The sequence below is a fragment of the Mesobacillus sp. QJM3NY_10 genome (genome assembly GCF_056173465.1).
Genome location: NZ_CM149675.1, coordinates 1,242,790 through 1,256,533, shown reverse-complemented (window position 1 = coordinate 1,256,533; position 13,744 = coordinate 1,242,790). Strand labels below are relative to the sequence as shown.

The following is a 13,744-nucleotide window of genomic DNA, read 5'->3' as shown; positions in this document are numbered from 1 at the left end:
GTATAACATACAGAGTCTATTGTCTCTGATTCTCAAACCATGGCATTTTTAAACTATATTTGTACTTTTTTCTTGCAGATTGAGTATTTCATTTTCCGTAAAGTAGTCCAGCAGATGACGATGGCATGTAAAAATGAGAATCTGATTGTTGTTGCTCATTTCCCTAAGAAGCTTAATAATCCGGGCAGTCCTGTTATGATCAAAATTGACAAAACTGTCATCGATGATAATCGGGAATGGATAACGATCATAATGTCCGGCTGCAAGGGCCAGCCTGATGGATACATAGACTTGTTCGGCGGTTGCCTGGCTAAGTTCATTCGCTTCAAATAACATATGATCATTTCTTTCAATCAGAAAACCGCTTCCTGAAAGTTGAGGAATGATTTTCACATAACTTCCATCAGTCAAAATCGATAGGAAGTTCTCAGCTTTGGCAAGCATTCTCGGTAAGCGCTCATCCTTATAACGGTCTATTGTCCTCGAAAGCAAATCCTTGGCAACCGCAAACTTTGCCCAATCCTTTGCATCTTCCGCAAACTCATGCTGAAGCTGCTTATATTTATGGAGCAATTCACTGTATATGCCGCCTTCTTCAAGTACCTTCATCTTATGCTTTACATCTGCGATTACATCAAACTGTGTGGTTAACTCCCTCTTGCTCTTTTCTAGCCTCATTTCATTTTCCTCGATTTGTTCCCCAAGCGAAATTCCTGTTAGAATCTTATCTCGATCCTCATCGGTCAATCCAGATGCAAGCAGCTGATAATTTATATCCTCCTGCCTTGCACTCCAGTTTTTCACCAATGCAGCATCTTTCGCTTTCTGCCTGAATTCATCCTCATCTTCTGTTCTGGCCAGAGCAAGTAACCCTTCCTTTTCTTGACTGATCACTAATTCTTCCTTATGAAGTGATGAATGTTCTTCTTCAATTTCCTCTAGTTTCACGGTCAATTCGCGATACCTCGCCCCCTGGTCAATTGCCTCACGCAATGTCCGCTTCAGCAGACTAGCTGCCTCCACCGGAGCAAGATTGCTATTATGAAGAAATCGTTCAGCGAGGATTTTCAGGCTATCTTCCATTTCCATTAAAGATTCTGTTACTTTCTTTAAGCTTTCTCTTATTCTCTTCCTCTCACGGAAGTATTGCTTCTGGGTATCGATTAATTGATAGGCATCCATCACCTTGATCGTGCCAGCAGTTTCCGTTAGACAGAATTGCTTCAGTAATTCTACCCTTTTCCGCTTTATACCGGCTACATCTGCTTCCCATGCTTCAAATTGCTGGACAACTTTTTCAAAACGATCATGCTGATGCTCGATTTTGATGAGCAGTTCACGATGGCGCAGTCTCGCCTCCTCGTCCCTGGCAAGCAGATTTTTGATTGTAAAAGCACTGCCTTCCGGCTGGCTGCCTAACGCATCTTTTAGCTCTCTTTCCCGCTCCTGCAACTTGGATAGGATTTGGTCCTCCACTGGCATTTTCTCATTTGACTTATAGCGCGCAGCCAACAAAAACAACAAACCTGCTATCCCGATTCCAGCTAGTAACCATGTGCCATTTGTGATTCCCCAAAGAAACACAATGAGAAAAATACCTCCGAGAAGTAGTAACTGATTATACTCTTTCTTTTGTTGTTTTTTCCTTCTGTTTTTTTCACTTTCTTCCCTGGATTTGACCGCTTCAATCTGGTCTGCCACATCATTTAATTCGGACTGGATTCTATCTTTATTCTCCAGGAGATCCATTTCGTTCACTAATTGATTTCGCTTTCCTTCATCAAGAAGTTCACCTTTTGCACCTTCAGCCCTTGCCTCAAGTTCTGCTAGTGCCTTTTTCTCCTCTTCAAAGTCAGCCTCCAACTCCAGCTTTTTATCCTTTAATCTTTGCTCTGTCTGCTGGATGTTTTCGGCCTCTTCCTTAATAAAAATACTTGTGTTGATTTCATGGATATTTTCTTCATTGAAGTCTGTATGAAGCTTGTCATTTAGCTGACTTATTTCTTCTGTTATTTCCACGAGTTTGGATTCAAGAAGTCTTTTTTCCTGCTTCAGTTGGTCATATAAAGGCAGATTCTCAATTCTGGCTTCAATTTCAGTTTCCATTCCGAGTAATTCAGAATTCGGTCTGTTCCTCTCCAGTTCTTTCAGGAAATGGTCCTTCTTCTCTTTTATCCTTAACAATCTTGCCTCGATGATCTTAAGCTGCTCGTCCAATTTTTCAAGAAGGTTCAGACCATCTTCCGGAAAAAATCCCGGATCATGCTCACGGATTTTGCTCTCTATCGTTGCGGCTTCTATGACAAGCTTTTCATTTCGCTTGTACTCACGAAGCTTAAACCCTTTTTGCTCCAGCATTGCAATTTCTTTCTGCAACTGAGCAATTTTCTTGCTCAATCCATCTTTCGTACTCATCAGCTCCGAATATTTTTCGTTCTGATGTTCTGCAATTTTCAATGAGGTTTGGACTTCCTTCAACTCTTTCAATTTCTCATTCAATAACGGCCTCTTCCCACTTGGCTTGAAACGCTGCTCCATTTCCTTTGTGAGGAAACTCTCCGTATTAAAGAGCTTATCTGTACCAAGCGTTCCGGCAGAGAACAAGTACCTGCCAAGCTCTTCTCCCTTCATTGCATGGATATTTTGCAACCCATGGACGTTGAACGAATAAATAGCCTGGAAAATGCTTTTATCCATTCTTTTCAAGAGATTCTTAAGTAACTCTTCTCCGCCAATCGTCCCGTCCTCAAGAGATACAGTCACGTCACCGGTGGACTTGCCTTTCACTCTCTCAATGACAGCCACTCCACTGTCAGGAAAAAAAGCTTTTATTTTGCCGCCATACTTTGAATTATTCTTTGGCTCATAGCGGATTTCTGCACTTTGCTTAGCCGGAAAGCCGAACAGAATACTATGGATGAATGACATGATGGTCGACTTCCCAGCTTCGTTTTCGCCATAGAATACCTGCAATTGACCTACAGAGCCAATCACATAATTCTCGAGCTTGCCATAACCGTATACATGCAGTTCAATGAGTTTCATCATACTGCCTCCTTTCATTAATTTTTCAGCAGAAGCTGAAGCAGAATCCTTTCGGCATCCTCTACCAGCTGTTCTTTTTCACTTTCCGATAGCAGCCCTAAATGCCTTCTAGCCTGGCTGTGCTGGAATAATGGAGACAGTGAGTCTTTGATATCATCGTATTGCTCAATAGAATTGAATAACTCCTCATAAAAATCGCTTTGCTTAATCAATTCAGCCCGGTCGACTGCAATGTTTTCAGTAAATTTGAGCTTGTGCACCCAGACAAAAGACTCCTCATCCTTTTCAGCTTCCTGCAGAAGTTCAAGGAGTTCACCACTGGCTACTTTTTCAATCACATCTGTCTGACCCGAATCCAGGTTATCAATCCGAATATCCAGCAGGACCCCTTTTCCTTCTCTTCTTTTCCCATCAATGACGGCCAGGCATTTTTCATAAGTGGCATTGAAGCTTAACGAATCCTTCGCGTCAATAACTGTTTCATCCCATATCACATCAGCTGTTTCGATAAAAGAAACCGAAGATCCTGCTTCTGTCAACTTAACAATATACGCTCCTTTTTCGCCGAGTTCCTTCCTGTTTCGTCCCTGGGGATTGCCAGGATAGACAACATAAGGCTGCTGTGATAAAAACTCCCTCTTATGAATGTGGCCAAGTGCCCAATAATCATAGTCTTTATTAATAAGCTCAGATAACCTGAAAGGCGCGTATTTCCCATGATCACTCACTCCCTCAAAATGGCCATGAAGCAACCCAATGTGAAAATCCGCACCTTCAATCTTTTTATACTTCTCAATCCATCGCTCCATTACATGCCGCTCAGGATAGCTGAAACCGTACAAATGGACAAGAGTGCCATCATGTTTCCTAAAATCAGCCTTTTCCACCTGATCTGAGAAAATGTGAACATTATCCGGAAAATCAATCGTCACAGATTTTGCACCAAGATGGTCATGGTTTCCGTGGATACCATATACCTTAATCCCTTTGTCAGCGAGCCTCCCCATTTCATTGCGAAGAACAGCCTGAGCCCGAATGCTCCGGTCCTCAGCATCGTATAGATCACCTGCAATAACGACAAAATCAACTTCATGTTTGATCGCAGCATCTGTGATATTTTTCAATGCTTTAAAAGTACTCTCCTGCAACCTGTGAAAAATGGCTTTTGGCAAATGCCTCAGACCGACCATCGGACTATCAAGATGAAGGTCGGCAGTATGTAAAAACTTCACCTGTTTCATTTGGTTATTCCTTTCCCGTCCTATTTTCTTTTATTTTAACATGTTCAAAATACGAATGCACGTTCTGTCATCGTAATCAAAAAAACTGCAGTTCTCATCTGAACTGCAGTTTCAAGTTATCCGAGATACATGGTTTCTACTACTGTTTCCCGCACTTTTCCTTCTGTCTTGCAGACATGATAAGCTTTTGCTTTGGGCCTTGAGCTTACCGCCTTAACTAATTCCTCATCGATATAGTGCAATGCAGCTCCATCATCAGCGGCATATCCCCCAGAAATCCTGCCTGAACCTACAAATCTCTTATAAGCAGGACGGCGGTCCTCTTCTCCATCATAATGCGGGCAATTGCTTCCTTTCAGAAACCCAAGCGTTTTAAGCGGTTCAAGTCCGCTGCCAAAAGAATCTGTTACCCCTTCCTCAAACCAGCAGATCGAACCAGCGCTAACACCAGCCATTATTTTGCCCTGCTGCCAGGCTTTTCGGAGGACGATATCCAGTCCCCATTCCTTCCAAAGTGCGAGCAGGTTCTTTGTATTTCCTCCCCCAACATAGATAATATCCTTATCCATAATATAGGCTTCCAGATCCCTTGTCGGCGGCCTGAATAATGAAAGATGTGAAGGTGTACATTCATGTCTTTCAAAAGCTGTATAGAATCTCGTAATATAACTGTCAGCATCCCCGCTGGCAGTCGGCACGAAGCAAACCTTTGGCGTCTGCTTTTCCGACTGTCCCAGGATATATAAATCCAACAGCGGATTCTCCGGCTCCATCGAAAAACCCCCGCCGCCCATCGCAATAATCTGCCTCAACATGACCACACTCCTTCTATTAAAATGGTAATCTTGTGGTTAAAATTCTGGGTGCCTCTTCATTTAGGGCACATGTTCGTCATTTATGTTACCGAAACTCTAGTTCCCGCTCCATCTCGTCCACATGCAACGTTATCTTTAATAAATATTCCACTAAGTTCATCGAAAATCCTGTAAAAAAGCCGCAATCCGGGGATTGCGGCTTTTACCATTATTCGTTTTTCGTTAGCTGCAGTGCTTTTTTGATGTCCTTGAATGAATTTGATTTTCCGTACATCAGGACTCCACCTCGATAGACTCTGGCACCAAATACAGCCAAGAAAGCAATTGTAGCAACAAGGATACCTATTGATAAGGCGATTTCCCAGAAAGGGATGTTCAGCATTCCTACACGCAGGAACATCAGCATCGGCGAAAAAAACGGAATGAAGGATGTGTATTTTACAAATGGCGCTTCTGGCTGTCCCAGTCCAAACATCGCCATCATGAAACCAGCGACAACAAGCATCGTCATTGGTGTAATCATTTGCTGGACATCTTCAATCCTGCTGACGAGTGAGCCAAGGAAGGCAGCCATAGTCGCGTACAGGAAGTACCCTAAAATGAAGAAAATTACTGCATATGCAATTGTGCTGCCTGCGATATTCCCAAAACCGAAAAACTCGAAGAATCCACCTTCCATATTATCGAGATTCTGTTTGACTGAGAAGTACCCTACTAATAAAAGCACAGCAAGCTGAGTCAAACTTAGCAGTCCGATTCCGAGAATCTTTGCAAACATTTGCTTGATAGGGGATACACTGGAAATCATGATTTCCATTACTCTTGAAGATTTTTCAGTCGCGACTTCCATAGCGATCATGTTGGCGTACATGATGACCGCAAAATAAATGATGAAAAGGAGAACATAGACCAATCCTCTTGCCTGATTCAGTTCCTCTTCCGTCTTGGCATCTTCTTCAAGAGCAGATTTTTCGAATTGAACTGGAGCATACAGTTTTTCCAGTTCCTCCGGAGCGATATTGATTTGTGTGGATGCCATCGCCGTCTTAATCTGCTGTAATGCCGCCTGCAGGTCTCCAGGAATAGCAGAATCGGCAATGCTCATCGCTTTGTAGGAAGCTGCCGGAAGCTCTTCATTGTTCAAGCTTAATTGAAGTAATCCTTTATATTTTCCTTCCTCGACTGCTTTCCTGGCACTGTTTTCATTTCCATCATATTTTTCCAGGACAAGTTCTTCGTTGATCATCTTCACTTGTTCATTCAGCGGCTCAAAAAGTTGGCCTGTCTCGTCAATGACAGCGATCTTATCTGCCTCTTCACCTTTATTGAAAAAGTCGATGATGTTTGACATATTTGTGAGCGCCAGCATAATTCCTACGGTCAGGATCGTTGTAACTAAGAAGGATTTTGTTTTCAACTTGCTCATGTATGTATGGATTAGGATGATAAAAAAATTATTCATATGAATCACCCACCTTTTCGATGAAAATATCATTTAGACTCGGTTCTTCAAGAACATACTTGCGGATGAAGCCTTTGCCAACGATATTTTTTAAGATGTCTTCGGCAACTTGCTCACCCGAAATCTGAAGATGGATTCCCTCTGCCGTCATTTTTGCTTTTGACACACCAGGATACTCCTTTAGGAAAGAAGTATCGAAATCGGCATGGATGACCAGATTCTTTTTACCAAAAGATCGTTTGATTTCTCTCAGTGACCCATGGACTACTGGACTTCCTTTGTGCATAATGCAAATATGCTCACACATTTCTTCCACGTGCTCCATCCGGTGGCTTGCAAATACGATAGTAGTACCCGCATTTTTGAGTTCGAGGACAGCTTCCTTTAATTGCTCCACATTCACCGGATCAAGTCCGCTGAAAGGCTCATCAAGGATCAACAGCCTTGGCTTATGGATGACGGCGGCAATGAACTGGATTTTTTGCTGGTTCCCCTTTGAAAGCTCTTCAACCTTTTTATCCGCATACTCTGGCACCTTGAAGCGATTAAGCCAGTAATCAAGCTCCTTGAGGGCGGCTTGTTTTTGCATCCCTCTTAACCTCGCAAGATAGACGATCTGCTCGCGGACCTTAAGCTTTGGATAAAGTCCCCTCTCCTCCGGCAGGTAACCGATAATACTGCTCGTTCCATAATTTATTGGCTTTCCATCCCAAGTAATCCCTCCGTCCGAGACATCAAGGAGACCAAGAATCATCCGGAAGGTCGTTGTCTTCCCTGCGCCATTTGCACCAAGGAATCCGAACATTTCTTTTTCTGGTATATTGAGTGAAAGCTGATTCACTGCTGTGAAATTGCCAAATCTCTTTGTAACTTTTTCAAGCTGTAAGACCATATTCATCGTCCTCCCTTTCCAATAAATTACTACGAATTTTTTAGGGAAATAGTTTCATATTTTAAATATATTTTTTATTTTGCATATTTAAAAAAGTTATGCAAAAATAATAGTAACAGTCTGAATTTTACAAGAAAAGCGGAAGCGCCTTGGTTAGCCCTGACAAGCGCTGGAGGGCCGACCGGTGAAGTCGCTCTTTGACTTCATTGGGCGGACCGAAGCGACTCGAAGGGCTAGGCGCTGAAGCTGGACAGTTCTCGAAGTTAATTATTTACTTATTAATCTTTAAAAAAGGGGAAGTTGTGATGGATACTTACAAACTAACAGCCTTTGAACCAAATGGGGAAAAACTGATTGACGAGTCATTTCAGGCCGGCAGTGATGATGAAGCAAAAGAAATTGGCACAAAAATGCTTGAAGAAAAAAACCTAAGCGACAAGACGCACCGCTGTACTTCACCTAGAGGAAAATTGGTTCTTTTTCACCCATAAGAAAAAGCAAAGAGGTCAGTCCTCTTTGCTTTTTTTTGTTTATTTACCTTTGAATTGCGGCTTTCTCTTTTCAAGAAAAGCATTAATGCCCTCCTGATGGTCCTCTGTCTGGCGCATCTTAAATTGTCCGTATTTTTCCAATTCGAGAATTTTTAATAGATTAGGCCTGTTTTTCTCAGCTAGGATTTTCTTTGTTTTTATCATAGCCTGAACCGGTTTGTTCAGCCATTCTTGTAGCTTTCCTTCAATTGATTCTGCAAAATCTCCCGCTGGTACCTCGTCGATAAGTCCCAGTGTCAGGGCTTCATTGGCAGAAAGCGTCTTGCCTTCCCAGATCAGTTGCTTCGCCTTCGTTTCTCCAAGGCGCTCTTCCATGAAGAAGTGGCCTCCGCCATCTGGAATCAAGCCGATGCCAATGAAATTCATCGCAATCTTGCTAGAGGGCTCAGCGATTATGTAATCTGTCGCGAGCGCAAGGCTGAATCCCAGGCCTGCCGCAGCACCTGTAATTGCTGAGATTGTTACCTTTGGCATGCTGTACAGAGTCACGATCATATCGTGAATATCGTCCATCACATGGTAGAAATCGCTTTCATTTGTATTGGAAAGCATCGTTTTAATATCACCGCCGGCAGAGAAGGCCCGCCCAGCTCCTTTAATTACAACGATATCAACCTCATCTGAATTGCAGATTTCCTTCAGATTCATCGTGATTCCCTTAATCATTTCGACATCAAGGGCATTCAGTGCTTCAGGCCTGTTCAACTCGAGAATTGCAACACGTCCATTAATGTTTAATTTTACAGTGTCCGTTGAAAAATCAATCGCCACCATTCATCCCCTCCATTTATTCTTATATTTTTATTATATAGGGAGATGTTATATTTAAAAACCTTTTTTCTTACTATTTAGATTTTTTAAAGAATGGACGATTTTTGACTTGGGTAATTGTATGTTTTTTCCACTTCGCGGAATTATGGTGGCTTTTCGCGGAATTACTTGTCCTTTTCGCGGAATTAGAAGCTGTTTTCGCGGAAATGCCGGCCATTTTCGCGGAATCACAAGTTTCTAGCAGGAAATTGCTGGCCCTTTATTGTGGAATAAAGCTTATTTCACAGCGAAAAGCTCCCGAGATTCATCTTCGGGAGCTTTTCACCATTAAATTGTAGCTTTATTAAACAAAGAATCGAGGATTTCGATCTTTTTACTGGCGTATTCTTCAAAGCTATCGTTATATGACTTTGGATCCTTTGGATTCGAGAATTGCGTGATGATACCTGTTTCGGGATCAATGAATTTGCTCGATGCGCCGCAGCCAAGGCCAATGATGGTTTGCTGCTCTTCCATGATGATGATATTGTACAGGCTCTCTTGTTCCGGGAAAGCGTAGCCAACATTCTCCAGGTTTCCAAGGATGTTCTTCTGTCTGTACAAATAGTATGGAACGTAGTCATGTTCCTTCGTCCATGATTCAGCCATGTTCATCATTTTTTCGATTTCATCACGGCCAGCAACTTTATATTTTTGTTTATTCCTTGTCATTTCTGACGCTCTTTTAAATGAAAGAGTATGGACAGTCAAAGATTCAGGCATTAGCTTTTCCGTTTCTGCAAGGGTGTGGGCAAACTCCTCTGTCCCTTCACCTGGAAGGCCGATAATCAAATCCATGTTTATGTTGTTCATGCCCATCTCGCGGGCCAGATGGAATTTTTCAATCGTTTCTTCCACTGTATGATGACGGCCAATTGCCTTCAAGGTTTCCTGAATGTATGACTGCGGATTGATGCTGATCCGGTCGATATTCCACTTTTTCAACACTTCCAATTTTTCAGGTGTAATTGTGTCCGGTCGGCCTGCTTCGACGGTCACTTCCCTGATATTCTCAACATCCGGGAAGGACTGTTGAACCTCTTCATACAGCATATCCATTTCTTCAGCGGTAATCGAGGTCGGTGTGCCGCCTCCATAGTAAACTGTTGTAATCTTGATATCATTCTTCTTCAGCCAGTCGCCGATTTGGCGGATTTCGTAGTGAAGACCGCCAAGGAAAGAATCCACCGACCCCTGTCGGCCGTTGATCGCATAAGCCGGGAAGGTGCAGTATGCACACTTCGTCGGGCAAAATGGGATGCCAATATAAATGCTTACACCATTTTCCAGATCATACAAGTCAGGCAGGACAGCAAGCTGGCGGTCAACAATTTGCTGCATGAGCTGTATTTTTTCATCTGATATCAAATACTGTTCCTTCAACTCTCTATGGGCCATATCCTTGTCTATTCCTTCACGGAGCTTTTTATGCAAAAGCTTAGTAGGACGTACTCCGGTGAGAATGCCCCACTTCTGGATCATACCTGTCCAGTCCTGAAGCACTTTTAAATAAGCCCTTGAAATGATTGTTTTGAGCAATTTGAATTCTTCCTTTTCGCTCAAGCCAGCTGGAATTTCTTTGTTGGCTTCTGCTGTAAAACTCTCGCCATCTGCCGCCAAAGCTGCTTTTACGAAAAACTCCCCGTCGGCATTTTGAATATCGAAATCAATTACCGCATCAACTTCCTGATCCGTCTCGCTTAATCTGACTTCTGATTCTTCAAAGAATAAATTAGCGATTAACCCTAAAGGACGCTGTAATCTGTCATCTTGTATTCCATTTATATTAATTATCATGAGATTCACCTTTTTCAATTAAACATGCTTCAATAAGTGTAATAGAAGTATGATTCAAAGGTCAAGACAGTGCAAAAGCTACCAGTTTTCGTGTAAGCCGGATTGAGTATCATAGACTACTGATTTATTTTACTTAAAAACCTCACATATTCCTGAATCCAGCACTTATATTCCTAAAAAGTTTCATATTTTCCTTAAACACCTTGATATATTCTCTAAATCCACAATATATTCCCAAACACAACAAAAGCATGCCTGCAATTCCAGGCATGCTTCTATTCTACATTTTTATTATATTCATTTTCTTCAGGAATTCAATTGGCTGCTGCTTGCGAAAATGTTCCTTGACCATATAGCTGACACCGTGCTGGTTGTTCGATCGGGTTACCCAATCCGAAGCCTTTTTTACACCTACTGAAGCATTCCCCATGGCGACGCCAAGTCCGCAGGCTTCAATCATATCAATGTCATCATGCCCATCGCCAATTGCGACCATTTCTTTCAACTGTATGCCAAGGTGTTCACCTAACTGGATCAGACCATTCAGTTTTGAGACACCCTCAGGCATAATATCCAGTCTGTAATCATTCAGCTTGGACAGGGACACTTCTGAGAACATCCCATTTATCGCCTGCTGTGCATCCTTCAAATCTTCTTCGTACTCGAAATAGACTTCGATTTTAGGAGGAGAGACTGGATCATTGACCAGGGTTTCACTGATAGAATCCGTAAATTGCTGTGAGTAAAAAATCGGATCGCCTGATGTGAACACGGTTTTCGCCAGCAGATTATGGTTTAATTTATACTTGTTTGCCAGTGAAAACTTTTCATGCACAAGCCGGATTTGGCACGGAAAGCTTTCCAGGAATCTGACGAGTTGGAAGGTTACATCCTCTGGAATCCGTTTTTCAAAAACTGGGTCACTGCGAAGGTCATTAGAAATATAGGATCCAAGGTGAGTTATAAGCAATGAATTTATTTTCAGCGCTTTAGCCACTTTTTTGGCAGATGGAAAGCTTCTTGAAGTTACTAGAGTCACGTAAACCCCTTTTTGCTGAACGTACTCAATCGCATCCCTCGTGGATTTATGGAGCCTTCCATTTGATTGGAGAATCGTGCCATCCACATTAAGCGCAAGAAGACGGTAAATCATATTTATGCCCCCATTTCTTCGGTGTTTTTGTCCTTATTTAACTTGTATGATAGAAAGCGAGAGAATAGAACATGGGCAGGATTTTGATTAGCTTCCTTGGGGGATTCAGTCGCAGTTTATTTTATAAGTCCTTCCTCCAAAAAGATTCATTGATGACGGACAGTTTTTCCACTCTTCCGCTGGTTTGTGTTCATCATAATCTTGATGTAGTACAAACCCCCCCTCTACTCCGAACAACAAAAAAACTCCCGCACATCGGCGGGAGTTCTGTCATTCTATTATTGCTGCTGGTTCGGATTTCCGTAAAGCTCTTCAAGAGGCTTCATGATGACCTGGTTAATTTCGCCAATAACCATGCTCATTCTTTGCTCTGCTTCCATAAGCTTTGAGATTAACTCATGCTGCTGAACAAGTGCGACTGTCTTTTGCGCCTGCTCTACTTCTTCCTGGGTAATTTCCTGCCCAGTCATTTGCTTTTCCTGAAGCTGCATCTGGATATTGCGGAAGCTTTCAAACATTCCTTTTGCTGATTCATCGCTGTTTACAGCATCATAAAGTTTTTTTAATTCTGTGTATTCCGCACTGTTCCTGATTGCTTTTTCCAATTCGTAGGCTGAATCGTAAAGATTTACTGCCATTTAAATCACTCCTTCTACGTTAAACGCTCCACACCACTATAACAAACTATGTTGCTGAATGCCAAAAGTTCGGATTATGCCCAATCCAACTCCATTATGAAATCACCAATAACAACTACTATTCATAGGATGCAATATGTGTGTTTGCCTATATTACAGTAGCAAGTTTTCTTATTCACCCTAAAAGAAAATGAGGAGAAGCTATGACGCCAGCAAAATCGAAAAGCTTACCCAGCAATCCCGTCATTGCTTTGCTGACTGAAATAAAAGAAGATAACGGACCTGACTTTGGTAAAGTCCACTCCTTTTGCGAAGAGCTTCACCAGGGAGTTTCTGAACAAGGCGGAAGTTTTTACGTATTTTCACTGAAAGGCTTTTCTGATGAAGGAGTCGAGGGCTATTCATACGATGACAATGCAGATGACTGGAAAAAAGGACTCTTTCCCTTTCCCGCTGTCATCTACAATCGGGTTTCATCCCGAAGGACCGAAATCAGCAAAGGATTTAAGGGATTTTTAAATAAATTGGATGCTCTAGGAATAAAGATATTTAATCACCGGTTTCTTTCAAAGTGGGAAATCCATGAATCTTTATTGAAAGAAGAACATTTGCATTCGTTCATTCCTGAAACACATCTATATTCCGGGAGTCAGCTCGAAACCATGCTTGAAAAGCATGATGAGCTATACATCAAACCTGTTCATGGCAGCCAGGGACGCAATATTATCCAGGTGGCCAAAAATGACGGGATGATCAATGCATCATTATCCTCGATGCCGGGCAAGGATCTTCCGGGCTTCAAACATGTATCAGAACTGGCCCGTGCCATCAATCCCCTAGTTGGAAAACGACTATGCATCATTCAGCAGGGTGTACAGCTATCAGAGTTAAATGGCAGAAGAATGGACTTCAGGGTCCTCTGTCATAAAAACGCGCAGCAATTCTGGAAGGTTACTTCCATCGTTGCCAGAGTTTCCGCAGAGCAGTTTTTCGTATCCAATATAGCCCGCGGAGGCGAGGTCATGAAACCGGGGCATACTCTCGCTTTGATTTTTGGAAAGGAACAAGCGAGGCATCAGTTGGCGCTGATGAAAGAGCTGGCCCTGGAGATTGCAGAAGTCATCAGCAGAAATGCTGAAGGACTCACAGCCGAGCTCGGGATTGATATTGGTATTGATATTAAAGGTAACCTGTGGCTGATCGAAGCCAACTCCAAACCTTCCAAAAACTTTGAAGAGCGCGGCACGAAAATAAGGCCGTCGACAAAAGCCATCATTGACCACTGCTATGGACTTTGCCAACTATAAAAGAAAAGTGCTGCAACTGAACGATTCTTTAAG

At 42.4% G+C, this 13,744-nt stretch carries 11 protein-coding genes; 2 read left to right on the top strand and 9 right to left on the bottom strand.

Annotated features, from left to right (window positions below):
* Positions 1 to 48 precede the first annotated feature (48 nt).
* The 5 genes from AC0VX7_RS06310 to AC0VX7_RS06290 form a co-directional block, all read right to left on the bottom strand.
* Positions 49 to 3,048: an AAA family ATPase gene (locus AC0VX7_RS06310; protein WP_475427136.1), complete on the bottom strand. Its 3,000-nt coding sequence runs from the start codon at positions 3,046 to 3,048 to the stop codon at positions 49 to 51.
* A 14-nt stretch (positions 3,049 to 3,062) separates the two neighbouring features.
* Positions 3,063 to 4,286, bottom strand: a complete 1,224-nt coding sequence (locus tag AC0VX7_RS06305) for a metallophosphoesterase family protein (RefSeq protein ID WP_475427135.1) — start codon at positions 4,284 to 4,286, stop codon at positions 3,063 to 3,065.
* 116 nt (positions 4,287 to 4,402) lie between these two features.
* Positions 4,403 to 5,098: a Type 1 glutamine amidotransferase-like domain-containing protein gene (locus tag AC0VX7_RS06300; protein WP_475428094.1), complete on the bottom strand. Its 696-nt coding sequence runs from the start codon at positions 5,096 to 5,098 to the stop codon at positions 4,403 to 4,405.
* Positions 5,099 to 5,309: 211 nt separating this feature from the next.
* Positions 5,310 to 6,563, bottom strand: a complete 1,254-nt coding sequence (locus AC0VX7_RS06295) for an ABC transporter permease (protein WP_475427134.1) — start codon at positions 6,561 to 6,563, stop codon at positions 5,310 to 5,312.
* Positions 6,556 to 7,455 (bottom strand): ABC transporter ATP-binding protein, encoded by a 900-nt coding sequence (locus AC0VX7_RS06290; RefSeq protein ID WP_475427133.1) that lies wholly within the window; start codon positions 7,453 to 7,455, stop codon positions 6,556 to 6,558. The genes AC0VX7_RS06295 and AC0VX7_RS06290 overlap by 8 nt, the downstream gene beginning before the upstream one ends.
* A gap of 305 nt (positions 7,456 to 7,760) precedes the next feature.
* On the opposite strand from AC0VX7_RS06290, the gene AC0VX7_RS06285 reads away from it, so the two are divergent.
* Positions 7,761 to 7,946, top strand: coding sequence for a YhzD family protein (locus AC0VX7_RS06285; protein ID WP_475427132.1), 186 nt, complete (start codon positions 7,761 to 7,763; stop codon positions 7,944 to 7,946).
* A 39-nt stretch (positions 7,947 to 7,985) separates the two neighbouring features.
* Here AC0VX7_RS06285 and AC0VX7_RS06280 read toward each other — a convergent pair whose 3' ends face one another.
* The 4 genes from AC0VX7_RS06280 to AC0VX7_RS06265 form a co-directional block, all read right to left on the bottom strand.
* On the bottom strand, positions 7,986 to 8,777 hold the full coding sequence (locus AC0VX7_RS06280; protein WP_475428093.1) for an enoyl-CoA hydratase: 792 nt from the start codon (positions 8,775 to 8,777) through the stop codon (positions 7,986 to 7,988).
* Between the two features lie 327 nt (positions 8,778 to 9,104).
* Positions 9,105 to 10,613 carry a coproporphyrinogen III oxidase gene (locus AC0VX7_RS06275; RefSeq protein ID WP_475427131.1) on the bottom strand — a complete coding sequence of 503 codons (1,509 nt, stop codon included), beginning with the start codon at positions 10,611 to 10,613 and terminating at the stop codon, positions 9,105 to 9,107.
* A gap of 280 nt (positions 10,614 to 10,893) precedes the next feature.
* Entirely contained in the window at positions 10,894 to 11,766 is an 873-nt protein-coding gene (locus AC0VX7_RS06270) for a Cof-type HAD-IIB family hydrolase (protein WP_475427130.1), read from the bottom strand.
* Positions 11,767 to 12,044: 278 nt separating this feature from the next.
* Complete coding sequence (locus AC0VX7_RS06265; protein WP_475427129.1) at positions 12,045 to 12,404, bottom strand: YlbF/YmcA family competence regulator; 360 nt, start codon at positions 12,402 to 12,404, stop codon at positions 12,045 to 12,047.
* Positions 12,405 to 12,607: 203 nt separating this feature from the next.
* Between AC0VX7_RS06265 and AC0VX7_RS06260 the strand changes: the two genes are divergently transcribed.
* Positions 12,608 to 13,711, top strand: coding sequence for a YheC/YheD family endospore coat-associated protein (locus tag AC0VX7_RS06260; RefSeq protein WP_475427128.1), 1,104 nt, complete (start codon positions 12,608 to 12,610; stop codon positions 13,709 to 13,711).
* The last annotated feature ends 33 nt before the right edge of the window (positions 13,712 to 13,744 follow it).